We start from the raw sequence: 25,975 nt of genomic DNA, 5'->3' as shown, positions 1-25,975 counted from the left end.
CAAAAACAATGTTGAAGTGGTTATGGGTAAGCGCGTTGATCATTGCATTGGATCAACTGACTAAAGTGATTATGTCCAATTGGCTGGATCTCTATCAAACCGTGGCGGTAATGCCGTATTTCAATTTTACTCTGGCTCATAATAGTGGTGCAGCCTTCAGTTTTCTTGCAGGAGCCGGAGGTTGGCAGCGCTGGTTTTTTATCGTTTTGGCGGTCACTGTTTCGATTGTGTTGATTATCTGGTTGTCTCGACTGAAGTCACAGGCCAAGCTTGAAGCCATTGCGATATCACTGATTATTGGTGGTGCTATTGGCAATGTGATCGATCGTTTTATTTACGGGTATGTGGTCGATTTTATTGACGTCTATGTTGGCAGTTATCACTGGCCGGCATTTAATATCGCAGATGCCGCCATTTGTGTCGGCGCGGTGTTGCTGATCTTGGATAGTTTTAGAAAACCAGCGGAGCAAAAATGAATCTGTGTGATTTAGCGGTAGAAAGTATTGCCGGTTTGCAGCCTTATGTGCCGGGAAAACCGATAGAGGAATTGCAGCGTCAATATGGCGTAAGAGATGTTATTAAATTGGCTTCAAATGAGAGTCCAATAGGACCTTCCCAGGCTGCACAAGCTGCAATTGCATTGGCAACTCGAGACCTGACTCGTTACCCGGACGGAAATGGATATTCATTAAAATTAGCCCTATCCGAAAAGTTTCAGGTTGATGCCAAGCAGATTACCTTGGGTAATGGATCTAACGATGTGTTGGAGCTTATCGCCCGCTGTTTTGCTTCACCTGCTGACGAAGTCATGTTTGCTCAACACGCCTTTGCAGTTTACTCATTGGTTGCACAAGCGATTGGTGCCAAATTGGTAGAGGTGCCTGCTAAGGATTATGGCCATGATTTACCGGCTATGCAGCAGGCTATTACTGCAAATACCAAGCTGATTTTTATTGCCAACCCGAATAACCCAACCGGTACCTATATACCGGCACAGGAAGTTCATGCATTTTTGCAGGCTGTGCCGGATAACGTGATAGTAGTGCTCGATGAAGCCTATGTTGAATATGGCGATCAGGACATAAACAGCATTGACTGGTTAGCTGAATTTCCCAATCTGATTATTTGTCGCACCTTTTCCAAAGCTTATGGTTTGGCGGGATTGCGAGTGGGATTTGCTCTCTCCAGCCCGGAGATTGCCGATTTATTAAATCGTCTGCGTCAGCCATTTAATGTCAATCACTTGGCAATGTGTGCAGCGATTGCTGCTCTGGGTGATGAAGATTATCTGCAACGTGCCAAGCAGGTTAATAACGAAGGCATGCAGCAATATATTGATGGCTTTAATGCAATGGGATTGAATTACATTCCTTCAAAAGCCAATTTTATCTGTGTTGATGTGAAAACCAATGCAGCTGAAATTTATGAAAAGTTGTTGCAACAAGGCGTTATTGTCAGACCAGTTGCAGGTTATGGTCTGCCAAACCATTTACGTATCAGTATTGGTCTGGCAAAAGAAAATCAGCGTTGCCTTGAAGCGCTAGCTAACAGTCTGTCAGAGTCTTAATGATTAAGCATTTATCTATTATTGGAGTAGGCCTGATTGGTGGCTCTCTGGCACTGGCATTAAAAAAAGCTGGACTGGTTGAACAGGTCACAGGTTTTTCGCGTTCACAGGCTGCGCGTGATGAAGCTTTGGCATTAGGTATTATTGATAATGCCGCCGAAACATTGGCTGAGGCTGTTACCGATGCCGATATGATATTTGTCGCTGTGCCTATGGGCGCGATGCAGGCTGTATTTGAGCAAATAGCTCCCCATCTCAAGCAGCAGGCAATTGTGACCGATGGTGGCAGTGCCAAACAGCAAATTGTAGATGCAGCCCGTCAGGCTTTAGGCAATAAGTTCGACCGATTTGTACCCGGGCATCCAATTGCTGGCACCGAAAAGAGTGGACCTTCAGCGGCTTTTGCAGAGCTATATCAGCAGCATCGTGTGGTATTAACTCCGGTAGCTGAAACTGACAAAAACGCGCTCGAACAAGTGCGTCAAATGTGGCTGCAAACCGGTGCAGATGTTTTTGATATGGAGGTTGAGCACCATGATGTGGTGCTGGCCGCCACCAGTCATTTACCACATGTTTTAGCCTTTAATCTGGTGGGCATGTTAGCGAAACGTGAAGACTGTGATGAAGTATTACGTTATGCCGCTGGCGGTTTCCGTGATTTTTCTCGTATTGCATCAAGTGATGCAGTGATGTGGCGTGACATATGTCTTGGCAATCGCAACGCGATTCTAGAATTATTACAACAATATCGTAGCGGCCTCGATCAAATTGAACAGGCGATTCGGCAAGATGATGGTGATTTTCTTATTGATGTCTTTGGCCGGGCAAAACGGGCCAGAGATAGCCGTTTTGCCGATCCAACTCTGAAAGATAACAGCGAAGTGTAAATGGGAGTGAACAACAGCGTGAGCGGGCAACAAGATCGTAAATTTGTGGTACAGGCCGGTGGCAATCTGACAGGTAGTTTTCGTGTGCCGGGAGATAAATCCATCTCACACCGTTCAATCATGCTGGGTTCATTGGCAGAAGGCATCACTGAGGTCACTGGTTTTCTGGAAGGCGAAGATGCGCTGGCAACATTAGCGGCTTTTCGTGCAATGGGCGTCAACATTGAAGGCCCGGTCGAAGGCAAAGTCACTGTGCATGGTGTAGGTATGCATGGCTTGAAAGCGCCGGAAAAGGATGTATATGTCGGTAACTCCGGCACCTCTATTCGTTTATTAAGTGGATTACTGTCTGGTCAGTCATTTGATGTCACCATGACTGGAGATAAATCATTATCAGTTCGTCCAATGCGTCGGGTAACCGATCCCCTGGCATTGATGGGTGCGAAGATTGACAGTGCCGATGGCAAACCGCCTTTGACTATTCATGGTGGCAATACATTAAAGGCAATTGATTATGACTTGCCCATGGCCAGTGCCCAGGTGAAATCCTGTCTGTTACTGGCAGGGATGTATGCCGACGGAACCACTAGCGTTACTGAGCCTGCGCCGACACGTGATCATACTGAGCGTATGCTGCAGGGCATGGGATATCCAGTTCAGGTTGAGGATAATCGGATCAGTATTAAAGGCGGTGGCAAATTAACCGCCACGACCATTGATGTGCCTGGAGATATTTCTTCGGCCACGTTTTTTATGGTTGGAGCTGCGATTGCGCCGGGGTCGGATATTACTCTGCAACATGTTGGTATAAACCCGACCCGTATTGGTGTAATCAATATTTTGCGTCAAATGGGCGCGGATATTAGTTTGAGTAATGAAAAATTGACCGGTGGTGAGCCGGTTGCTGATATTCGGGTTCGCTATGCGCCATTGACCGGAATTGAAATTCCTGAAGACCAGGTACCATTGGCCATTGATGAATTTCCAGCGATATTTATTGCTGCAGCATGTGCAGAAGGTCGCACATTATTAACTGGTGCAGAAGAATTACGTGTTAAAGAGAGTGATCGCATTCAAGTCATGGCTGATGGCTTACAAACTCTTGGAATTGATGCGCAACCCACTCCCGATGGCATGATTATCGAGGGTGGTGTAATCGGTAGTGGTGAAGTAGATAGTCACGGCGATCACCGAATTGCCATGTCATTTGCCATGGCCGCATTACAGGCTGGTGGTGCGATTCAGATTAATGACTGTGCCAATGTCGCCACCTCATTTCCCAATTTTGTTGAATTAGCCACTGACAGTGGCTTACAAATTGATGCCTTCGATGTCTGAAATACCGGTTTTGACGATTGATGGTCCAAGCGGATCCGGCAAGGGCACGTTAGCGCAGCTTATGGCGGAAAGACTGGGCTGGCATTATCTGGATAGTGGTGCCATTTACCGTGTATTGGCACAAGCGGCGCTCATGCATCACATTGATTTAACTGATGAATCAGCGCTGGCTGAATTAGCTAAGCATTTGGATGTACAGTTCTTATTAACCAAAGGCCAGTTGCAGGTGATACTGCAAGGTGAAGATGTTTCATTGTTGATTCGTTCAGAACAAGCAGGCAATGCTGCATCAAAAGTTGCCGCATTTCCCGCGGTACGTGCAGCTCTGTTGCAAAGACAACGTGATTTTCGTCAGCCACCTGGTTTAGTCACAGATGGCCGCGATATGGGGACAGTCGTGTTTCCTGACGCAGCATTTAAAGTCTTTTTAACAGCCAGTGCCGAGGTTCGGGCGGAGAGAAGATATAAGCAGTTGAAAGAGAAAGGAATTGATAGTAACCTTTCCGATCTCTTAGCCGAAATAACCGAACGTGATGATCGTGATACGCAACGTGAAGTAGCGCCACTGCGGCCTGCCGATGATGCCGTTATTATGGATTCAACACAACTTGGTATTGAAGCTGTATTAGAAAAAGTCAGTGCATTAATTGACTGATTTATTAGGGTACTTAGCTGGGTGTTCCAGTTAAGTTTTTTGTTAATTTCCTGCATTAGCAGGTCTTACGGGCGATTCTGTTATCTATACAGGATCAAGGATATTTATAATGAGCGAAAGCTTTGCTGATCTCTTTGAAGAGAGTCTAAACGCAACTCCAATGCAACCAGGCAAAATTGTTACCGGTACGGTAGTCAATGTTGGTCCTGATGTTGTTATGGTTAACGCAGGTCTGAAATCTGAAGGCGCTATCCCAGTTGCCGAATTCATGAACGAAAAAGGTGAAATCACCGTTTCTGTTGGTGATTTGGTCGATGTTTCTCTGGAAACTCTGGAAGATGGATTTGGTGCGACATTATTATCACGTGAAAAAGCCAAAGCGGCCGAAGCATGGATCAGATTGGAACACGCATTCGAAGCTAATGAAACTGTTCTGGGGATTATCTCTGGAAAAGTCAAAGGTGGTTTCACTGTTGATCTGGAAAACATCCGTGCGTTCCTGCCAGGTTCACTGGTTGATGTGCGTCCTATTCGTGATACTTCACACCTCGAAGGCAAAGAGCTTGAGTTCAAACTGATTAAGCTGGATCGCCCACGTAACAATATCGTTGTTTCTCGCCGTGCCATTATGGAAGCTGAGAACAGTGTTGAACGCGAAGCTCTTCTGGAAACATTGGAAGAAGGCAAAGTAGTTAAAGGTATCGTTAAGAACCTGACAGATTACGGCGCGTTTGTTGACCTTGGCGGTATTGATGGTCTGTTGCATATCACTGATATGGCATGGAAACGTGTTAAACATCCTTCAGAAGTTGTTGCCATCGGTGATGAAATCGATGTTCAAGTTCTGAAATTTGATAAAGATCGTGAACGTGTATCGTTAGGCCTGAAACAATTGGGTGATGATCCTTGGAAAGATATCGCTCGTCGTTATCCGAACAGCACACGCATTCAAGGTAAAGTGACCAACATTGCTGACTACGGTTGCTTTGTTGAAATCGAAGACGGCGTTGAAGGTTTGGTTCACATGTCTGAAATGGACTGGACCAACAAAAACGTACATCCTTCTAAGCTGGTCACATTAGGCGAAGAAGTTGAAGTAATGGTTCTGGATATCGATGCAGAACGTCGTCGTATTTCACTGGGTATCAAACAGTGCCAAACCAACCCTTGGGAAGAGTTCTCAATGACTCATAACAAAGGTGACAAAGTCAGTGGCGCTATCAAATCAATCACTGATTTCGGTATCTTCATTGGTTTGGACGGTGGCATTGACGGCCTGATTCACTTGTCTGACATCTCTTGGGAAGAAGAAAACGAAGAACTGATTCGTGACTTCAAGAAAGGCGATGAAGTTGAAGCCGTAGTACTGGCAATTGATCCTGAACGTGAACGTATTTCTCTGGGTATCAAACAATTGCAGGATGATCCATTCTCTGCCTATTTGTCTGAACATCCACGTGGTTCTGTTGTTACAGGTAAGGTCACTGAAGTTGATGCCAAAGGCGCAACAATTGAATTGGCAGAAGGCGTTGAAGGTTATGTTCGTGTTGCGGATATTTCGCGTGAACGTATCGAAGATGCCAGCAAAGTGCTGAATGTCGGTGATGAAGTAGAAGCTAAATTTACAGGAATGTCGCGCAAGGATCGCACGCTGACTCTGTCTATTAAAGCTAAGGATGATCAAGAAGAGTCCGAAGCTGTGAAAGAGTACAGTAATGTTAGTTCCGGCAATACCACTTTAGGTGATTTGCTGAAAGAACAAATGAATCAGAAAGATAGCTAATCTGTTCATTTAGTAAGCATCCGGTAATTTACCGGATGCTTATTTTTTCTTGTTACACAGCTGCCTTAACGTTAAGGCATAACCCAAAGTCTACTGCCGGGAATCTAGGAAATTATGACCAAGTCTGATTTGATAGAAATACTATCCGAAAAACAATCTCTATTGAATTATCGAGACGTTGAACTAGCGGTGAAGTTAATTCTTGAACAGATGAGTGATTGTCTGTCACGTGGTGATCGTATTGAGATCAGAGGGTTTGGCAGTTTCACCTTGCATCATCGTCCACCCAGAGTGGGACGTAATCCAAAAAGTGGTGAATCCGTTAAGCTTGATGAAAAATATGTACCGCATTTCAAACCCGGAAAAGAGTTACGTGATCGCGTAAATAATGCCGCTGGTTTTTAATAAAAAATGAAAATTAGTCAGGAAGCCGTTACTGACGCTCTTGTAATAAAAAGTTATGGCGACGGCTTTCTGCTGATTCAATCTTCAAATCAACCTCAACAACAGATCACGCATAATTGCATTCTCACTCCTGAAGGCATATTTGATGCGCTGGATCTGAATCGCTTCGATGAAAATATCAGCGATACACAGATTAAAAAAATCAAATCCTTTCAAGCCGACGTTGTCATCTTGGTGAAGGATGACGGTCTTACCTCTCACTCGATCAAAATTACCCACACATTTGCCCAATATGGTATTTCATTAGAAATAATGTCGCTTGGTGCTGCTTGTCGTACCTACAATTTGCTATTAAATGAAGGCAGAAAGCCAATATTGCTACTTGATTTAGAGTCTGAATGCGGGTGATCTTCAATGTTTGTGGTTATTGATGTGAATACCCATATTAAGCATAAGGTTTAAACCTTTGTTTTATGTCAGTTATTAGGGATTAGATGAATGAATGAATCGCTAAAACTTGACCACACCTGATGAAGTCAGGAAAATTCCCTGGTTTAGTCAACGCAAAGTTTGCGAAAAAGCTTATAGGCTCGCAATTTTTGGCAAAAGGCTTAGCAAAATCAGCAAAGTTGATCTGGATCACGGATTTGAAAGCATCAACATTGTTGTTTTGCGGTAAAATTTGTCGAGCTTGATTGTTGGGCGATATGAAATTGGGTTCTGTTTCTGAGAATAAATAAAAGAAGCAGTGATAGAGTTTTCATGAGAGAGAAGGTGTGATCGCTATGCAGGCGAAACAACAGTATAACTTTGAAGTAGTCAAATGGTTCTCCTATATGGCGGTAGTCTATTTGGTTGCCGGAACGGGTATGGGTGTATTTATTGCATCGCAGTTAGCCTGGCCAGATCTTAATTTTGATAATCCTTACATTAGTTTTGGTCGATTACGTCCATTGCATACCAATACGGTAATTTTTGCATTTGGTGGATCAACATTAATGGCCACAGCATTTTATGTTGTGCAACGTACCTCTGGAGTAAGACTCTGGAGTGATAAATTGGCCTGGTTCACCTTTTGGGGATGGAACCTGATTATTCTCGGCGCCATCATCACGTTGCCTTTAGGCTTAACTCAATCAAAAGAATATGCTGAGCTGGAATGGCCGCTGGATATTTTGATTGCGGTAGTCTGGGTAAGCTACATGTTCAATTTCATCATGACCTTATCGATCCGTAAGGTTTCACATATCTATGTTGCCAACTGGTTCTTCCTGGCAATGATGATCATGATCACCTATCTCCATGTAGTAAACAGCTTGGCTATTCCTGTCAGCATGTGGAAATCGTATTCGATCTTCTCTGGAGTTCAGGATGCGATGATTCAATGGTGGTGGGGTCATAACGCAGTTGGTTTCTTCCTGACTGCGGGTTTCCTTGGCATCATGTACTACTTCGTACCTAAACAGGCAAACCGTCCTGTTTATTCTTACCGTTTATCGGTTATCCATTTCTGGGCGTTGGTATTTGGTTATGTGTGGTTAGGTGCTCACCACCTTCAATACACAGCATTACCAGATTGGACAGGTTCACTGGGTGCTGCCATTTCATTAGCGATGATTATTCCTTCATGGGGTGGTGCGTTAAACGGTATGTTCACTCTGAGTGGTGCTTGGGACAAATTACGCACGGACTATATTTTACGATTCCTGATTGTCTCTTTAGCGTTCTACGCGATGTCGACTTTTGAAGGCCCGGTTATGGCTTCGAAAACAGTAAACGCCTTGTCACATTACACTGACTGGACTATCGGTCATGTTCACTCAGGTGCGCTTGGCTGGGTTGCGATGGTTTCTGTAGGTGCGTTGTATCATATGGTTGAACGCATGTGGGGTACGACGATGTATTCCGTTAAGCTGGTTAATCTGCATTTCTGGATGGCGACCATCGGTACTGCGATTTACATCACCGCAATGTGGGTATCAGGCATTATGCAAGGTCTGATGTGGCGTGCTTATGATGAATACGGCAACTTGGCATATACCTTTGTTGAGTCAGTCGCACAGATGCATCCTTACTACGCGATGCGTGCAATCGGTGGACTGATTTTCTTCCTGGGTGCGGTCATCATGCTGTTTAACGTAACAGTGACTATTCGCCGCGCGATTGCAAAACCATCTGCCGAAATGGCAACTGCAGCGAATATTTGAGGGAATCAGCATGGCTAATAAATCTAATAAACGCGTTAGTTTTCAAGATTGGGTTGAACAAAACGTTTGGGGACTTGCTCTAGCTACAGCATTAGTAGTGTCTGTAGGCGGTATTGTTGAGATTGTCCCGTTGTTTTATCTGCAAAATACATTTGAGGATGATGTCTTTCCTGAATATGAAGAACTGCAAGGTGTTCGTCCATATACGGCTTTAGAATTGGCTGGTCGTGACGTCTATCAACGTGAAGGCTGTTATTTATGCCATTCACAAATGGTGCGTCCATTCCGTGATGAAAAAGATCGTTATGGTCATTATTCATTAGCAGTTGAATCTAAATATGATCACCCATTTCAGTGGGGGTCTAAGCGTACTGGGCCTGACTTGGCTCGTGTAGGTGGAAAATACTCTGATGCATGGCATATCCAGCATCTTCGTGACCCACGTTCTGTAGTGCCTGAGTCCATCATGCCACGCTACCCATGGCTAGATAATGCCACCATCAATGGCGAAGGCATGGTTCGCCGCTTGAAAGCAATGAAAGTATTGGGCGTACCTTATACAGATGAACAAATTCTGGGTGCTGCCGAAGCGGTAGAAGGCAAAACGGAAATGGAAGCTTTGGTAGCTTATCTGCAGGTACTTGGCACAATGATCCAGTTTGAACCAGGTAGAGATTACCGTGAGTAATTTCTTGTCTTATTTTGAGACAAACTGGTCGGCCATGACCGCAAGTGATTGGGTGGGCACGATACTGACAGTCATTATTTTTATATTGATGTTTGGTATGTATTTCTGGGCATTACGACCTAAGAATAAAGAAAAACTTGAATCACACCGTGACATGGCGCTGAGAGATGACGATATAAATTCGGAGAAAAATGATGGCTGATAACAATAAAAATCCTCATGAATGTCCAGATACAGGTCATGAATGGGATGGCATCAGAGAGTTAACTAATCCGCCGCCACGCTGGTGGACAATAGCTTTATACCTGAGTGGATTGTTAGTTCTGGTTTATTTTATTTTGTATCCATCACTGCCGTTAGTGACTGGCAATACCAAGGGTATTTTGGGTTGGACTCAAATTAAAGAATATAAAGAAGACCTGGCAAAAATCGAAGAAAAACGTGCACCTTTTGAAGATCGTATCGCTGCCATGACTGCAGAAGAGATTTTGGAAGATGACGAATTATTACGTTATGCCGTAGGTTCTAGCAAAGTACTTTATGGTGATAACTGTGCTGCATGCCATGGTGTTGGTGGTTATCCTCAACCAGGTTCAGGTTATCCTATCCTGGCCAATGATGATTGGTTATACGGTGGCACAGTAAGTAAAATTATCGAAACGTTGGCAAAAGGTCGTCAAGGCATGATGCCGGCACATGCAAATTTATTAACCGAAGAAGAAGTAGACGGTTTAGTTGAGTTTGTTGTGAACAGTGCCAATGGTGAAGCCACCGACGCACAATGGAAGCTATATAACGAGAAGGGCTGTGTAGCTTGTCATGGAGCTGATGCCAAAGGTATTCAGCAACTTGGTTCTGCGAATCTGGCTGATAAAGTATGGCGTTTTTCTGGTGAGCCAGATGAAATCCGTCACACTATTTTGCACGGCGTTAATGATGCAAACGATCCATTAACACGCGTTGCTGTTATGCCAGCCTGGAATGAAAGACTTGCAGTGCGTCTGGAAGCAGAAGAGTTCGGTGATGATCCAGAAGACTATTACGATGGCACTGAAACTGAACGCTTGAGTGAAAATGAAATCAAAAAACTAGCTATCTATGTGCATCAACTTGGTGGTGGCGAATAAAAAAGTAAAACTGGCTTGAATAAATAAGTTAGTTCAAATCAGGAGAAGATTATGGGTTTAGATGCAGTTGTGATTGGGGCCATTGTAAGTGTTGTTCTGACAATTGTTGTAATTGCAGTAATTGCTTATAAAGTCGTTAGAAATATGGAAGATAGCTCCAACGATAATTAAGTCAATAGTTGATTAAAAAAGCCGATCCAATCGGCTTTTTTTATTTGTGAGAAGCTAAATTAGTAAAAGCTAATGAGCATAATCGTGTTATAATTCCATCGGTTAAGCTCTATACGAGGTCGAAACTGTGTCGGAAAATCTGAAGTCAGCTGAGCTCAATATTAACGACATCTATGATGAGGTCTCAGACTGGCATGTTAACGCCGGCGGAACTAAAGTTGTAGCAAAACGCATGTCAGGTCGGTTCAGACGACTGAAATGGTTTGGCATGTCAGTCTGGTTGATTTTCTTCATCGGTCCTTATTTGCGTTGGAACGGCAAACAAGCCGTCCTTTTCGACATCCCCAATCGTCAATTCCACTTCTTTGATATCACTATCTTCCCGCAAGATATCTGGATGTTATCTCTCACATTATTGTTCTTTGCCATCTTACTGGCTGCAGTGACCAGTATCGCCGGTCGGGTGTTTTGTGGCTATTTCTGTTTTCAGACAGTATGGACTGACGTTTTTACTTTTATTGAAACCCGTATTGAAGGTGATACACCGCAGAAGGCAATGAAGTTTAAAAGTGCTCCGGCCTCATTCAGTAAAATTTCACGTATTACACTTAAACATAGTTTGTGGCTGGCAATTGCACTATTAACCGGTCTAACGTTTGCCGCCTGGTTCACTGATGTATTCCAGCTTTGGCATGATTTTTTCACGCTTCAAGCCTCATTGGTGGCTTGGATCGTATTAGGTATGTTTACCGTAGGGACCTATGTTTTTGCTGGATTTATGCGAGAACAGGTTTGTTTTTGGTTATGTCCATATGCCCGTCTGCAAGGGGTTATGTATGATCAAGATACCGTCTTGCCTGCTTATGATGCAGAACGGGGCGAACCTCGTGGCAAACTTAAAAAAGGTGCAGTTGACTCCACTAAAGGCAGTTGTATTGATTGCAAAGTCTGTGTTGCTGTATGCCCTACCGGTATTGATATTCGTAAAGGTCAGCAGGAAGGTTGCATCACCTGTGGTATGTGTATTGATGCCTGTGACAGTATCATGGATAAAACTAACCAGCCACGTGGCTTGATCCGCTATGCTTCATACAAAGATTTACATCACAATGCTCCACCAGCCGCTTTGTATAAACGCCCCAGAGTTCTCATCTATTCATTTATTTTAATGGTTGCATTTTCTGGCGTCGGCTATGGCTTTGCAACATTATCCACCACAGAATTCCAGGTAATTCACAACAGGCAACCGGTATTTGTTCAACTGAGTGACGGCTCTATCCAAAACCGCTATACATTGAAAATGCTTAATAAAACCAATGAGAATATTGAAGTTAGTTACACCATCAGCGGTTTAGACGGAGCAACTTTGCATGGCATAGATGAGAGCGTTATCATTGAACCAGGAAAGGTTAGCCCATTACAGGCTTTGGTTCGAATACCGGACGGTAAACTCCAGACAGAACTGGAACATCTGACATTTACTGCCAATGTCATTTCTAATCCAGATATCTCTGTGCAATATGAAAGTATCTTTATGGGACCGAAATGATGGCTATTTCACAAGAGAATAATCAAGCGTTAAAAAACCCGTGGGTGTTAGGCTTTTTGGCGTTTTTATGCACCTTTGTAACCGTCAATATTATTTTCATTTATCTTGCATTCAGTTCACCGCCCAATCTAGTGGTTGATAACTATTATGAGCGTGGTAAGAAGTACGCTCAGCAAGAATTGCAAATGGAACAGGAAAAACAATTAGGCTGGAATGGCGTGATTATGGCTCCGCCGAAAAGCAGGGTAAATCAACGTCAGCCTTATGAAGTCTTCATTCATGGTAAGAATTCTGCTGCGGTTCAATTAGATTCCGTCACCTTCTTTGCTTATCGCCCATCTGATATGCGTGAAGATTTTTCGGTGGAAATGAATCCTATGAGCCTCGGCCGTTATGCGGTTGATATTGAGTTTGGCTTGCCGGGTAACTGGGACATTATCGTTGAGGCAAAACGTGGTGACGATGAGTTTTTAATCACCCGACGAATTTTTATCGATCCATAAATATCGTTTGTAATAAGTAAGTTGAATTTCTTTGTCTGAAGCCACTACGCAAGTTAATACCAGCGATTGTTTTCACTGTGGTCTTCCAATAAAGCACCAAGGTGAATTTGTTGCTCTTATCCAGTCAACTTCGCATCAGTTTTGCTGCCATGGTTGCAAGATGGCCTGTCAAACTATCTACGCTGCCGGCTTGCAAAGTTTCTACAATAAAACTCCAGAGGGCGAATCGCTCGCTCCACCACCTGATACAGCTAATGATTTTCACGCCTACGATATCGATGAAATCCAAGCAGATTATGTTGATTCACTTGATGAAAAACGCACGATACATCTGTTAATCGAAGGGATTCATTGTGCAGCCTGTGTCTGGTTAATCGAACATGCACTTTACAAATTACCTGGCGTTTTAGCTGCCGATGTCAATCTAACCGCTAAACGCTGTCGAATCCGCTGGGATAATCGCGAAACTTCGTTATCGGTTTTAATGCAGCATCTCGCCAAATTAGGTTATGCCGCGGTGCCATTTGACCCGGATACAGCAGAAGGCGCTTTAGCGAAACGACATCGCGGTTTAGTCTACCGCATGGCCTTTGCCGGTTTTGCGATGATGAACCTGATGTGGGTTTCTATCGCCCTGTATTCGGGTGCGGCAGAAGATGAGTTCCGAGATCTATTTCATTGGGTTGGTTTTGTTATTGCTACACCAACCTTGCTTTATTCAGGTTATCCCTTTTTTCGAAATTCAATCAGTGGCTTGCGTAGCCGCTATTTAACGATGGATTTACCGATTGCTATCGGTGCCACTGCGACTTATCTCTATTCAAGCTATATCACCTTTACCGGGTCTCTGGAGGGAGAGGTATTTTTTGATACAGTGGTGAACTTTATTTTCGTTATTCTGATTGGTCGTTATTTAGAAGCACTTTCTAAACGTAATGCGCTTTCAGCCACTCGCCGGATGCTGGAATTGCAACCAAAACTGGCAACCGTCATCACTGAAGGGATACAGCAAACACTACCGATTCGCTCCGTTAAAGTGGGAGATCTGGTGTTAGTACGTCCAGGAGAAAATATTCCAGTTGATGGTGTGGTGACAGATGGTGAAAGTGCAGTAGATGAATCGATGTTGACGGGTGAGTCACAGCCGGTTCGTAAACAACTTAATGATACGGTTGTCGCCGGTAGTATCAATGGTGAAGGTGCCTTCACTGTGCGAGCCGAGCAAGTATTGCGACATACGGCCTTAGCCAAAATCATTGCTCTGATGGATGAAGCTCAAACTTCAAAAGCACCGATTCAGACGCTGGCAGATAAAATCGTACCGTGGTTTGTTGTGATCACACTTACCTTAGCGACATTAACCTTTTTGTTTTGGATGGGCAGTGATTTTGAAATAGCCTTACTGGCTTCAGCATCTGTTTTAGTGGTGACATGCCCATGTGCTTTTGGTATGGCCACGCCAATGTCTATTGCTGTTGCCAGTGGGGTTGGAGCGACCAACGGTATTTTGATCAAGCAAGGCGTAGCGTTGGAATCTTTATCGCGGGTGACACATTATGTTTTTGACAAAACCGGGACATTAACGGAAGGGCGATTGCAACTGGTTGAAAGTTTCCCTGCTGAAGGTATTTCAGAACAATCACTATTGCAGATCGCGGCCTCGGCCGAACAACAATCTGAACATGGAATCGCGAAAACAATTGTTTCAGCAGCCCAACAGCAAAACCTGACTTTGTTAAATATCTCTGCGTTTTATGCGTCACCAGGAAGAGGTGTCGAAGCACAAATCGACGGAGATAAAATCTTCGTAGGTACAGCAGACTGGATGATTTCGCACGATGTGACGCTTAATAGTCAATGGCAATCAAAGGTTGATCAGCTGGAGCAGCAGGGTATCAGTTGTGTATTTGTTGCCAGCGAACAAAAGCTGATAGGTATACTGGGATTGTTTGACACACTACGTGACGATGCTAAAACCATGATTGCCGATATGTTGGCAAACGGCCTGAAAGTCACCGTCTTAAGCGGAGACCGTCAACAGGTGGTGAATTCGGTGACAGCGGATTTAGGTAATATCCAGCGCCTGGCAGAAGTCCTGCCGGCAGATAAACGCCAAGTTATTCAACAGTTGCAACAACAAGGTGATTGTGTGGCGATGGTAGGTGACGGTATTAATGATTCACCGGCCTTGATTCAAGCCGATGTTGGTATTGCACTGGCTTCAGGAACGGATGTTTCCATTGAAAGTGCAGATATCGTGCTATCGCATAATCAATTAAGTCAGGTGGCTTTAGCGCGTAAACTAGCCGCCCGTACCTTACGCACCATCCGACAGAATATTGTATTATCCATTAGCTATAACGTGATTATGGTTCCATTAGCAATGATGGCGCTAGTCAGTCCCTTACTGGCAGCAATCACAATGCCAATAAGTTCGCTACTTGTCATAGGCAATGCTGCCAGAATTAGCCGAATATTTAAGAGGTAGGTCATGGAGGTCATATACGGACTTTTACCCGGCATGTTATTGCTGGGTTTAGTAGGTGTCATAGTCTTTTTCTGGGCCGTTCGCAGTGGTCAATATGATGATATGGAAGGTGCCGCAAATCGTGTGTTGATGGACGATGATAACCATCCGCCCGAAAGCGAACCGGAAATAGATTCAACGAATAACGAAGAAAAAAATGAACCGAAGTCTGATTAGGCTTTTTGCTTTATGCTGTGTTGGTGTATTACTCACGAAAGATGTTTTAGCGGCAGACATAAAAGTTGGCATGAGTGGTCCCTTGACGGGTCCGTTATCGGAAATGGGTCTGTCTATGCAGACGGGTATAAATGCCTATTTTTCCAGATTAAATAAGCATGGTGGAATTAAAGGTCAGCAGATTGAGTTGCTGGCAATAGATGATTTCTACGAACCAGATCAAGCCGCTGCCAATATGCGTCAACTTATTAATGAACATGCAGTGGTTGCTGTTCTGGGCAGTGTCGGAACACCTACAGCGGTGGTCACGGCACCGATTGCAGAACAGCTTCAGGTGGCTTTGGTGGGTGCTTTTTCGGGGGGCGATGTTTTAAGACCCAATCCTCCCAGTCGATATATCATCAATTATCGGCCTGGTTATAAACAAGAAGTTGAGATGCTGATTGATGGCGTGTTGAATGCCGGCATCCGACCTGAAGAAATCGCATTTTTCACTCAACAGGATAGTTACGGAAATGCTGTCTACCATGCTGCCGCAATGGCATTACAAGCCCGAGGGTTTTATCAGGTCGATTACCTTACGCATGCCTATTACAGCCGCAACACCTTAAATGTTGAAAGTGCCGTCGCCACTATTCTTAAAGCCAATATTCCTCCGAAAGTGATCCTGATGGGCGGCAGTTACGCGCCTTCAGCCAAATTTATTAAACTGTTATACGAAGATAGGCCGGAACTTTGGTTCGTCAATGTATCTTTTGTCGGCAGTCATGTACTGGAAAAGTCGTTAGATGGCATCAATGCCAACGTGGTTGTCAGTCAAGTTGTTCCAGAAATTGATGCTGATTTGCCACTTGTTAGAGAGTTTCGCGCAGCATTAAAAGAATATGATAGTGATTTACAACCGAATACAATTTCTCTGGAAGGCTATATAGTTGCAAGGATCTTAGCTGAGGCATTGCTAAGTATGGATGGACCAATCAATCGGGAAACAATGATCGACTCCTTGCATGCCTTGGTCGATTTGGATATTGGTCTAGGCAGCAACATTAATCTGGCTAAAGATCAGCAGCAAGGCAGCCACATGCTTTGGCTGAGTAAATTGGAAAACGGAGCGTTCCATTCATTTGAGTGGGTAAACGCAAATTTTTCACAATAGCCTCATAACAGGATGTAAAAAAATGGATATGGATATACATGTTTAACAATTGGAGCATCCGAACACTGCTGCATTTTTGGGCTGTCATTACCGTATTGATGGTATTACTGATGGCTGCAATTGCCATGTTCAGTCATCATCATTACACCAAAAATCAACTTCTGTTGACCGAGCAGGTTTTTCCACTGGTGGACAATGCCAGACAAATAAGTAGCAGCGCAGCTGCGTTTATTTCCAGACAAAAACAAATTATCAGTGCGCGCAATGCCGATGAGCTTGCCAACGTTTCAGCACGAGAGCCACTGGAAGCAGACTTTGAACAATCCTGGAATCGTTTACTGCAAAGTGTTGAGCAGTTGGATATAGCTCCCGAACTGACCAGTGTGTTGAGTGATTATTATCAGCAATTTTTAGAAACTGATAGTTTATTGCTGCAACAAATGCAGTCCCAACATCAACTCGCCGAACAAATTGATCAACGTACAAAAAGTGTGAATCTGTTGGCTGATGATATTCAGCAGCTGGCTGAAGCCATTACCGGCAGAATTGATTTGACCTTAACTCGTCAAATGCAGTCCTTAAGTAACCCTGAGGTTTTGAGTCAGCCGGACAAAACAGCGTTAATTGAAAATTACACAGCGGTAGAACGAAGCAGTTACTCCTTGATGTTGAATGTACTGCGGATTAGCCAGCTGAGCCAACAGATTCGTGAGGCACAAAATCCAGACTTGCTCCTCAGTATCCGGGAAAATGATATCCGGGAACAGGAGGCCATGCTGCGTAGTGACATTTTGATCATCAAACAGAATCTGCAAAATTATCCTGAATTATTAACCTTGGTTGATAAGTTACAACAGGGAATTAATTCGTTTACCCGCCAGGTAATTGATGATAATAACTCCGTATATCAACTGCGAATTCGGCAACTAGAGACCTTTGAAAAATCTCAGGCGGTGCAGCAGCAGGGGTTGAATATCCTGGAAGTTTTAATGCAAAACCTGAATACCCTTTCTGCCAGAGTTGGTGAGCAGGGTTTGTCCAGAACCCAGCAGTCAGCCTCACTGGCCAAAACAGCAAGATGGTGGATGATTATCAGCTGTTTGGTGATTGCTTTTGGTTTAACGTGGTTTGTGTTGGCCATGACATCGCGTATTAATCAGCCTATGCAACGGTTACGTATGGCGATGCATGACTTGTCGGCAGAAAAGTTTGATACCCGTATGCCAACCAACAATGATCAGAGTGAGTTTAATTTACTCGCCAAGGACTTCAACGTTTTTGCCGCACAAACACAAGCCTTAATTACCAAGTTGGATGAAACCAAACATTCTTTGGAGATTCGAGAAACACGGCTTCGAGCCATTCTTAATGGCGTACCAGAAGCGATTCTTGCCATTCAGGCGGATGGCTCCATCAGTTCGTGTAATCCTGCAGCAGAAAAAATCTTACAGGCCAATGAACAACAATTGGCAGGACAAAATATTCTGCAGTTTTTCGCCCCATCATCAGACATTCATTCGCTTGCCGATCTTGCTCAACTGCAACAAGCCAACCATGAGTTTGAAGGCCGGAACTGGTTTGGTGAAACCTTCTCTATGTGGTTTTCGCTTAATCCATTGTCAGAATTCGATGATGATATCTGGGTCTGTGTTATTTCTGATATAAGCAGCTGGAAACTCACCAAACAAGCATTACTTCAGACCAGTAATGAATTAAACGCCATTCTTGAAAATGCCATGGTGGGTATTGCCTTTATCAAAAACCGGCAGATTATTCGGGTCAACACTAAATTTGAACAATTGTTTTTGTTTGCTCGTGAGGATATCGAAGGGCAAAGTACATTGTGCATTCATCCCAGCGAAGACGCCTTCGAACGCTTTGGCGAACAAGCCTATAACACTTTGTCAGTAGCAGAAAATTTTGAAGCCCAAGTCGAAATGGTACGTGCCAACGGCGAAAAGTTCTGGTGTGCCGTGTCAGGTCAGGTAATAAACCCGGAGAACCCGACTGAGGGATCCATCTGGCTTTATGAAGATGTTACCCATCAGCGGCAAAATGAAGAGCGACTGACACGTTTAGCCAGCAGTGACATCCTGACCGGCTTGCCAAACCGTGGAGTATTTAAAGATCGTTTAGAACACGCTATTCATAAAGCGCAGCGACAAAATGGCCGGTTGGCCGTTTTCTTTCTGGATCTGGATCACTTTAAACATATCAATGATTCACTGGGGCATAAAGCCGGAGATATTTTGCTGTGTGAAGTGGCGCGTCGTATCCGATCCTGTGTCAGAGACAGTGATACGGTTGCCAGACTGGGCGGTGATGAATTTACAGTTATGTTGGAGGATATTCATTCGGCTCAGTACGTCGGAAAAGTCGCTGAAAAAATCCTCAGTACTACGGCTTTGCCGTATATGCTGGATAACATTGAAGTAAATATCAGTCCTAGTATCGGTATCAGTTTATATCCTGCCGATGGCCGTGATGTGGATATGCTCGTACGTAATGCCGATGCAGCCATGTATTACGCTAAAAGTACCGGCCGTAATAACTTTCAATTCTACTCTTCCGATATGAATGCGCAGGCATCGCAGCGTTTGGCAATGGAAACCGGCTTACGTCGTGCGGTCGATCTGCAAGAGTTTTATCTACAATTTCAGCCTCAAATTGAGCTTGAAACTGGCCGTGTAGCCGGGGCAGAAGTTTTATTACGTTGGCATACCGAACAATGGGGGGACATTTCACCAGCGATATTTGTACCGGTGCTTGAAGATACTGGCTTGATCAATATGGTGGGTGAATGGGTATTGAAACAAACCTGCGAAGCTTTCATGGCCAATCGTCACAATTTACCAGATGATTTTTTAATGGCCGTTAATCTTTCAGGACGCCAGTTTAAAGGCAATCTACTGGTCAATTTTATTCGTGATTTGCTGGATAAAACTGGAATGCCGGCCAAAAACCTGGAACTGGAGATCACCGAAAGCCTGTTAATGGAAAATACTGAGCAAGCAGTTGAAACCTTACGCGAGTTAAGCCAATTGGGGATCACGCTGGCAATCGACGATTTTGGTACGGGTTATTCATCACTTTCATATTTAAAACAGTTTCCACTCAATGTGTTGAAAATTGATCGTACCTTTGTTCGTGATGTAACCGAAGACAGTGATGACGCTGCCATCGTAAATGCCATCCTGGCAATGTCAAACAGTCTCGCTTTACAAGTCGTCGCTGAAGGGGTTGAAACTGCCGAGCAGCTCGCTTTTCTACAAAAAAGTCAGTGTAAACGTGCTCAAGGGTTTTATTTCAGCAAAGCTATTAACTTGAATGAGCTGATGGAATATATAAAACAAGCTGAACAATCTCAACGGGCTATGTAAGTCATTACAGTCCGTTCATCCGGGTGTAACCGAATCGTCAGCCCAAATTGCGGATAGTGCCAAATTTGTGCTGAACTTTCTTCAGCTTCATCACTGATATTCTCGGGTTCACCAAAACGATGCAATAACATATCTGCATCAATACGAACCGTTGGGATATAGGTGATGGCGATTACCGGAGCTGTCAGTAAACGTTGTTTGTCATCAAAAGCCGGATCATAACGTCTTGCACCACTTGGCTGTAATTTGGCTGAAGCGGCGCGAGACGCCATACTATTTAACTCATCCTCATCGACCAGCAAATTCACCACGACTCTTGCAGACAGTCCGCCGAGATTGATCGATTCAAAAAAAACTTCAGCCGAGATATTCTGGTTTTCGGTCATAAACAAAGCCACTTCTCCAGCCTCACGCCATAATTGCTGAATTTCTGCGTAGGAGGTGCTGCCTAAATGAACGCCCATCACTTCAATTTGCTCATCAGGCATGATGGTTATTTCCCAAGGTTTAGGCGCTGTTGGCTGAGGCGAAGGGACAAACATTAACGCTGCAATACCCACAATAACTAAAGCTGTACCAAGTAAAAATTTGAGCAATATACGCATAAAAAATCCGAAATTAATTAACCTGTAACCAGAAAGTGACCGGTCCATCGTTGGTAAGAGAAACTTGCATGTTCGCGCCAAACTGGCCAGATTCAACCGCTATGCTGTGATGTTTCGCCTGATTCAACAGATGATCAAAAAGTTGTTTGCCTTGTTCAGGGGGAGCGGCGGGAGTGAAACTTGGGCGATTACCTTTGCGAGTATCCGCGGGCAAGGTAAATTGTGGCACCAATAATAAGTCACCTTTTATATCCAGCAAACTTAAATTCATTTTGTCGTCGGCATCACTAAATACGCGATAATTTAAAACGCGTTGTAACAGTCGATCTGCTATGGCTGCCGTGTCTGTTTTTTCTACTCCAATAAATACCAGAAAACCTTGGCAGATTTGAGCGATGTTCTGATGGTTATCGATGGTGACATTTGCCTGAGTCACTCGTTGTAACAATGCAATCATGTGAGTTGTGAGGCTAATTGATCAGTTGTTCGAACCAGTGCATCAATGATGGCAGGTTCACTCGCTGCATGTCCTGCAAGTGGTAATACTTCAAACTGAGCATTTGGCCAGCGTTGGTAAACTTCCCAGGATTGTTGCATCGGACACACCATATCGTAGCGCCCATGAATAATCACGGCAGGGATATGATTAATTTGTTTGATACTGTCGAGTAATGGGGTGTCACCAAGAAAACAGCTATTCAATGCATAATGCAATTGAATTCGAGAATGCGCCAAAGGCCCCGCAGATTGCTCAGCATCGGGTTGATAATGCTGATCCCGCAGCATGACAATAGTGCCTTCCCAATTTTGCAAAGTGTTGGCGGCAATTTGTTGTTGCTGTTCCTCTGTCTGAGTTAATTGCTGATAATAATAAGCTAATGGTTTGCTTTGTTCGGTGGCCGGTAAATCTTTGACCAGATTATCCCATGCTTCAGCAAATACTCTGGAGGCACCGCCTGCCGCATAAACCCAGTCTATGTCCTGTTGTCGGCCGAGAAATGTGCCGCGTAACACCATATTTAAAACCTGCTCTGGGTGCTGTCGGGCATAGCCAAAGCCAAAGTTGCTCCCCATGAACCACCGAATAACATCCATTTATCGATATTCAGCAATTTCCGGATAGCTTCCATATCTGCAATCAGATAATCCGTGGTGTTGTGTTCAAGTTCACCTGATGGCAATGAACGTCCGCAACCACGCTGATCAAACAAAATGATGTGATACAACTCAGGGTCAAAATAACAACGGTGCTGCGGACGACAACCTGAACCGGGCCCACCATGTAAAAAAATCACTGGAATACCTTGTGGATTGCCGCACTGTTCAACATAAACTTCGTGGCGGCGCCCAGCTGATATTTCTTCACGAGCTAACAGCTGGTGGTGGAAAGGTTCGATATCAGGGTACAGAGTACGCATTTACAGTTCCATCTTGGTTTTCAGCACGCAACTATATCATGTCAGATGATGGTAATTATTACCTTGATGGGCGAAAATATGACGTTTAACTGCTGCCATGTCTCGTCAGCAGCCGCAAAGACAAACAAGGCGAATACAACATGAACCTGCATGAGTATCAGGCAAAACAATTGTTTAACCAATATGGCATTAATACACCCAATGGGCGGATGATCTCCAGTTCGGATGAGGTGGAATCTGCTCTTGCTGCAATTGGTGGTGAACGTTGGGTGGTAAAAGCGCAAGTACATAGCGGCGGCCGTGGTAAAGCAGGTGGTGTTCGAGTAGAAGATAGTTCTTTTGCTGTAACAGAAGCCGTTGTAGCGCTGCTTGGAAGCCAACTGGTCACACATCAGACTACCGCTGAAGGTTTACCTGTTAATAAAATTTGGATTGAAACACCGTCGTCGATTACTCGCGAATTATATCTAGCCTTGCTGGTGGATCGTGTCACCCAACGCGTGGTGTTTATGATTTCTGCCGAGGGCGGAATGGATATTGAAGAGGTGGCAGAGAAAACTCCCGAGGCTATCCTTAGTTTATATGTTGACCCAGTAGCAGGTTTGCAGCCTTATCAATGCCGTCAGGCCGGTTTCTTTCTGCAGTTGACTGGTGTTGCATTCAAGCAATTACAGCAACTGATGCAAAACCTCTATCAGCTGTTTTGTGAAAAAGATATTAGTCTGTTGGAAATCAATCCATTAGTTGTCACTGATAGCGGAGACTTGCTGGCACTGGATGCCAAAATCAATGTCGACGAGAATGCGTTATACCGACACACGGATTTGGCAGATTTATTTGATCCAACTCAGGAAAATCCAGCTGAAGTAATCGCCCGTGATTTCGGACTGAACTACATTGCCCTAGATGGCAATGTGGCTTGCATGGTCAATGGTGCAGGATTGGCGATGGCCACCATGGATTTGATTCAAAAGCAGGGCGGTGAACCGGCTAATTTTCTTGATGTCGGTGGTGGTACCACAGCCGATCGGGTTGCCGAAGCCTTCAAACTAATTTTATCTGATAAAAAGTGAAATCGATTCTGGTCAATATCTTCGGTGGTATCGTGCGTTGTGATTTGATCGCTCAGGGCATTATGCAGGCAGCTAAAGAAGTCGGTTTAGCATTACCCGTGGTGGTGCGTTTGGAAGGTACCAATGCCGACTTAGGCCGCACATTATTGGAAAACAGTGGCATGAATCTACGAGTGGCACAGGATTTAACAGAAGCAGCAGCCTTAGCCGTCGCTGCGGCAGGGGAGTAATAAAACGTGAGTATCTTGGTTAATAAAGACACCAAAGTTATCTGTCAGGGTTTTACCGGAAAACAAGGCACTTTTCATTCAGAACAGGCGATTGCCTATGGCACACAATTTGTCGGCGGTGTCACACCGGGCAAAGGTGGGCAAACGCATCTGAATAAGCCGGTATTTAATACGGTTCATGAAGCCGTTGCTGAAACCGGTGCTGATGCCTCGATGATTTATGTGCCTGCAGCGTATGCTGCTGATGCGATTTTGGAAGCGGCTGATGCGGGTATTAAAGTCATTGCCTGTATTACTGAAGGTATTCCAGTACTGGATATGCTGCGGGTAAAACATGCATTGAAATCTTACGATGCCAAGTTAATCGGACCCAACTGTCCTGGCCTCATAACCCCTGGCGAATGCAAAATCGGCATTATGCCTGGCAGCATCCATTTGCCGGGAAAAATTGGTATTGTCTCGCGTTCTGGAACCCTGACCTATGAAGCGGTATTCCAAACCACTCAAAATGGGCTGGGGCAAAGCACCTGCGTAGGTATTGGTGGTGATCCCATCCACGGCATGAACTTTATTGAATGTCTGGAATTATTTGAGGCCGACCCACAAACACAGGGGATCGTCATGGTTGGTGAAATCGGCGGTCAGGCAGAAGAAGATGCGGCTGATTACATCAAACAATACGTCAGTAAGCCGGTCACAGCTTACATCGCAGGATTAACTGCTCCGGCCGGTAAACGTATGGGTCATGCCGGTGCAATCATCAGCGGCGGTCAAGGCACTGCCAAAGCAAAACTGGCAGCATTAGAAGCTGCGGGTGTGGCGATTGCCGCATCACCAGCTGAAATCGGCTCAACCATGTTGCAACTGATGGAACGTTAATGACAAAAAATCAACTTCAGGTGGTGTTGGCACAAATCGACCCAATTGTCGGAGATGTTGCCGGCAACACCCGAAAGGTGATTGTCGCCACCGAACAAGCCAGAAAACTTTATGCCGCTGATCTGGTTGTGTTTCCTGAATTATGTCTGACAGGTTACCCGCCTGAAGATTTATTATTAAGACCGGGCCTGATAAAGCGAGTCAATAAATCACTGCAAACACTGTGTCAGCAGGTTGACGATATTACTATTATTGTCGGTCATCCTCTTGGCGAAGTCGGTAAAGAATTATTTAATGCCGCTTCAGTTATCAGTAAGCATCAAATCACTGCTCAATATCTTAAACATAAACTACCTAATTACGGTGTGTTTGATGAAAAGCGTTATTTCATTGAAGGCCGAGAAGCCACCATTATTGAGATAAACCAGATCAAAATTGGCCTGACCATTTGTGAAGATATCTGGTTTGTTGAGCCTGCAGCTCAAGCCGTGGATGCCGGAGCTGAAATCATAGTGAATCTGAATGCCTCGCCATTTAAACAAGATAAAACACAGTTGCGAGAGACTGAGGTTAGCAAGCGGGCGCGCGAGAATTCAGTCCCGGTTTTGTATGTCAACCAAATGGGCGGACAGGATGAGCTGGTGTTTGATGGGGCTTCATTTGCGGTGAATGCCATTGGTGAAAAATGTGTTCAAGCCGTTCAGTTTGCGACAGCGTTGGTGCCAATAAAGATCAGCAAAACCCCCCAGGGTATTCAGCTTGAAGGTTCACTTCAACCACTAATGGGAGAGTTGGAAACCGTCTATCAAGCGCTAGTCTGTGGCTTAAGAGATTATGTGGAAAAAAATCGTTTTCCTGGCGTGGTGATAGGGCTTTCTGGTGGAATCGATTCAGCTTTAACTTTGGCTCTGGCAGTTGATGCTTTAGGAGCTGATCGCGTACAAGCGGTGATGATGCCGTCAAGGTTCACCGCACAAATCAGTTTGGATGATGCTGCAGAGATGGCGAGTATTTTGGGGGTCCAGTATCGAGTCTTAGGAATTGAAAACTTATTTCAGACCTTTCTCCATGAGCTAGAAGAGGTGTTTGCCGGCACTCAGGCCGATACCACTGAAGAGAATATTCAGGCTCGTTGTCGTGGTGTGTTGTTGATGGCAATCTCCAATAAAACCGGTGCAATGGTGCTTTCTACCGGAAATAAAAGTGAAATGGCCGTGGGCTATTCCACCCTGTATGGCGATATGGCAGGTGGTTTTTCGCCATTGAAAGATGTTTACAAAACGCTGGTCTATAAACTCGCGGATTATCGCAACAGCCTGTCGAAAGCGATTCCTGAACGAATTATAACCCGACCACCTTCAGCTGAGCTTTCTGCCGATCAGTTGGATCAGGATTCATTACCTGCTTATGAAGTGCTGGATGCCATCCTGGAAGCCTATGTCGCCAATGATGGTTGTTTTGAAGATCTGGTGGCCTCAGGATTTAATGCTGAAACGGTTGCACAGGTTATCAAAATGGTGGATCGTAGCGAGTACAAGCGACGTCAGGCACCGCCCGGTATTCGTATTACCGGCAGGGCATTTGGCAGAGACCGTCGCTATCCGATAACATCAGGTTATACCGTAACGTCAACTATAGAATAGGCAATCA

22 protein-coding genes and 2 pseudogenes are annotated in these 25,975 nt (G+C 44.5%); 21 read left to right on the top strand and 3 right to left on the bottom strand.

Going from position 1 to position 25,975, the window contains the following annotated elements; genetic code table 11:
• Nucleotides 1–8 precede the first annotated feature (8 nt).
• From lspA to E8Q33_RS16520, 18 genes are all read left to right on the top strand, one after another.
• On the top strand, nucleotides 9–476 hold the full coding sequence (gene lspA / locus E8Q33_RS00410; protein ID WP_069296497.1) for a signal peptidase II: 468 nt from the start codon (nucleotides 9–11) through the stop codon (nucleotides 474–476).
• Nucleotides 473–1,567 carry a histidinol-phosphate transaminase gene (hisC, locus tag E8Q33_RS00405; RefSeq protein WP_136552111.1) on the top strand — a complete coding sequence of 365 codons (1,095 nt, stop codon included), beginning with the start codon at nucleotides 473–475 and terminating at the stop codon, nucleotides 1,565–1,567. The genes lspA and hisC overlap by 4 nt, the downstream gene beginning before the upstream one ends.
• Complete coding sequence (locus tag E8Q33_RS15530) at nucleotides 1,567–2,454, top strand: prephenate dehydrogenase/arogenate dehydrogenase family protein (protein WP_211116057.1); 888 nt, start codon at nucleotides 1,567–1,569, stop codon at nucleotides 2,452–2,454. The genes hisC and E8Q33_RS15530 overlap by 1 nt, the downstream gene beginning before the upstream one ends.
• A gap of 18 nt (nucleotides 2,455–2,472) precedes the next feature.
• Nucleotides 2,473–3,792 (top strand): 3-phosphoshikimate 1-carboxyvinyltransferase, encoded by a 1,320-nt coding sequence (gene aroA, locus E8Q33_RS15525; RefSeq protein WP_211116056.1) that lies wholly within the window; start codon nucleotides 2,473–2,475, stop codon nucleotides 3,790–3,792.
• Nucleotides 3,785–4,447, top strand: a complete 663-nt coding sequence (cmk, locus tag E8Q33_RS00395; protein ID WP_136552109.1) for a (d)CMP kinase — start codon at nucleotides 3,785–3,787, stop codon at nucleotides 4,445–4,447. The genes aroA and cmk overlap by 8 nt, the downstream gene beginning before the upstream one ends.
• A 109-nt stretch (nucleotides 4,448–4,556) precedes the next feature.
• The gene (gene rpsA, locus E8Q33_RS00390) at nucleotides 4,557–6,230 is read left to right on the top strand and encodes a 30S ribosomal protein S1 (RefSeq protein WP_069296501.1); all 1,674 of its coding nucleotides are present in this window, start codon (nucleotides 4,557–4,559) and stop codon (nucleotides 6,228–6,230) included.
• A gap of 114 nt (nucleotides 6,231–6,344) precedes the next feature.
• Entirely contained in the window at nucleotides 6,345–6,635 is a 291-nt protein-coding gene (locus E8Q33_RS00385) for an integration host factor subunit beta (protein ID WP_069296502.1), read from the top strand.
• A 6-nt stretch (nucleotides 6,636–6,641) separates the two neighbouring features.
• Nucleotides 6,642–7,043 (top strand): MTH938/NDUFAF3 family protein, encoded by a 402-nt coding sequence (locus E8Q33_RS00380; protein ID WP_069296503.1) that lies wholly within the window; start codon nucleotides 6,642–6,644, stop codon nucleotides 7,041–7,043.
• A gap of 377 nt (nucleotides 7,044–7,420) precedes the next feature.
• Nucleotides 7,421–8,842, top strand: coding sequence for a cytochrome-c oxidase, cbb3-type subunit I (ccoN, locus tag E8Q33_RS00375; protein ID WP_069296504.1), 1,422 nt, complete (start codon nucleotides 7,421–7,423; stop codon nucleotides 8,840–8,842).
• A gap of 10 nt (nucleotides 8,843–8,852) precedes the next feature.
• Nucleotides 8,853–9,530: a cytochrome-c oxidase, cbb3-type subunit II gene (gene ccoO / locus E8Q33_RS00370; RefSeq protein WP_069296505.1), complete on the top strand. Its 678-nt coding sequence runs from the start codon at nucleotides 8,853–8,855 to the stop codon at nucleotides 9,528–9,530.
• Nucleotides 9,523–9,732, top strand: a complete 210-nt coding sequence (locus E8Q33_RS00365) for a cbb3-type cytochrome c oxidase subunit 3 (protein WP_069296506.1) — start codon at nucleotides 9,523–9,525, stop codon at nucleotides 9,730–9,732. Before ccoO ends, E8Q33_RS00365 begins: the two co-directional genes overlap by 8 nt.
• Entirely contained in the window at nucleotides 9,722–10,657 is a 936-nt protein-coding gene (ccoP, locus tag E8Q33_RS00360) for a cytochrome-c oxidase, cbb3-type subunit III (protein WP_245652138.1), read from the top strand. Before E8Q33_RS00365 ends, ccoP begins: the two co-directional genes overlap by 11 nt.
• A 298-nt stretch (nucleotides 10,658–10,955) precedes the next feature.
• Nucleotides 10,956–12,377: a cytochrome c oxidase accessory protein CcoG gene (gene ccoG / locus E8Q33_RS00355; protein ID WP_069296239.1), complete on the top strand. Its 1,422-nt coding sequence runs from the start codon at nucleotides 10,956–10,958 to the stop codon at nucleotides 12,375–12,377.
• Nucleotides 12,374–12,880 carry a FixH family protein gene (locus tag E8Q33_RS00350; protein ID WP_245652120.1) on the top strand — a complete coding sequence of 169 codons (507 nt, stop codon included), beginning with the start codon at nucleotides 12,374–12,376 and terminating at the stop codon, nucleotides 12,878–12,880. The genes ccoG and E8Q33_RS00350 overlap by 4 nt, the downstream gene beginning before the upstream one ends.
• A gap of 31 nt (nucleotides 12,881–12,911) precedes the next feature.
• Complete coding sequence (locus tag E8Q33_RS00345; protein ID WP_211116055.1) at nucleotides 12,912–15,368, top strand: heavy metal translocating P-type ATPase; 2,457 nt, start codon at nucleotides 12,912–12,914, stop codon at nucleotides 15,366–15,368.
• Between the two features lie 3 nt (nucleotides 15,369–15,371).
• Nucleotides 15,372–15,584 (top strand): cbb3-type cytochrome oxidase assembly protein CcoS, encoded by a 213-nt coding sequence (ccoS, locus tag E8Q33_RS00340; RefSeq protein WP_069296237.1) that lies wholly within the window; start codon nucleotides 15,372–15,374, stop codon nucleotides 15,582–15,584.
• Nucleotides 15,565–16,740, top strand: a complete 1,176-nt coding sequence (locus E8Q33_RS00335) for an ABC transporter substrate-binding protein (protein WP_136552105.1) — start codon at nucleotides 15,565–15,567, stop codon at nucleotides 16,738–16,740. The genes ccoS and E8Q33_RS00335 overlap by 20 nt, the downstream gene beginning before the upstream one ends.
• Before the next feature lie 38 nt (nucleotides 16,741–16,778).
• Complete coding sequence (locus E8Q33_RS16520; RefSeq protein WP_136552103.1) at nucleotides 16,779–20,120, top strand: EAL domain-containing protein; 3,342 nt, start codon at nucleotides 16,779–16,781, stop codon at nucleotides 20,118–20,120.
• Here E8Q33_RS16520 and E8Q33_RS00325 read toward each other — a convergent pair.
• The 3 genes and pseudogenes from E8Q33_RS00325 to pip all read right to left on the bottom strand — a co-directional run bounded on the left by E8Q33_RS00325 (nucleotide 20,105) and on the right by pip (nucleotide 22,143).
• On the bottom strand, nucleotides 20,105–20,725 hold the full coding sequence (locus E8Q33_RS00325; RefSeq protein ID WP_247869840.1) for a lytic murein transglycosylase: 621 nt from the start codon (nucleotides 20,723–20,725) through the stop codon (nucleotides 20,105–20,107). The two genes, E8Q33_RS16520 and E8Q33_RS00325, sit on opposite strands and share 16 nt — an antisense overlap.
• Before the next feature lie 13 nt (nucleotides 20,726–20,738).
• Entirely contained in the window at nucleotides 20,739–21,182 is a 444-nt protein-coding gene (gene dtd / locus E8Q33_RS00320) for a D-aminoacyl-tRNA deacylase (RefSeq protein ID WP_136552101.1), read from the bottom strand.
• A pseudogene (gene pip / locus E8Q33_RS00315) lies at nucleotides 21,179–22,143 on the bottom strand (prolyl aminopeptidase). Before pip ends, dtd begins: the two are co-directional and overlap by 4 nt.
• Nucleotides 22,144–22,283: 140 nt before the next feature.
• On the opposite strand from pip, the pseudogene sucC reads away from it, so the two are divergent.
• The 3 genes and pseudogenes from sucC to E8Q33_RS00300 all read left to right on the top strand — a co-directional run bounded on the left by sucC (nucleotide 22,284) and on the right by E8Q33_RS00300 (nucleotide 25,968).
• A pseudogene (gene sucC, locus E8Q33_RS00310) lies at nucleotides 22,284–23,446 on the top strand (ADP-forming succinate--CoA ligase subunit beta).
• A gap of 6 nt (nucleotides 23,447–23,452) precedes the next feature.
• Entirely contained in the window at nucleotides 23,453–24,325 is an 873-nt protein-coding gene (sucD, locus tag E8Q33_RS00305; protein ID WP_136552100.1) for a succinate--CoA ligase subunit alpha, read from the top strand.
• On the top strand, nucleotides 24,325–25,968 hold the full coding sequence (locus E8Q33_RS00300) for an NAD+ synthase (RefSeq protein ID WP_136552098.1): 1,644 nt from the start codon (nucleotides 24,325–24,327) through the stop codon (nucleotides 25,966–25,968). Before sucD ends, E8Q33_RS00300 begins: the two co-directional genes overlap by 1 nt.
• The last annotated feature ends 7 nt before the right edge of the window (nucleotides 25,969–25,975 follow it).

Origin of the sequence: Methylophaga sp. SB9B (assembly GCF_004832235.1) — a bacterium.
Classification (GTDB): Bacteria; Pseudomonadota; Gammaproteobacteria; order Nitrosococcales; family Methylophagaceae; genus Methylophaga; species Methylophaga muralis.
This window is presented reverse-complemented; position numbering and strand designations above follow the sequence as displayed.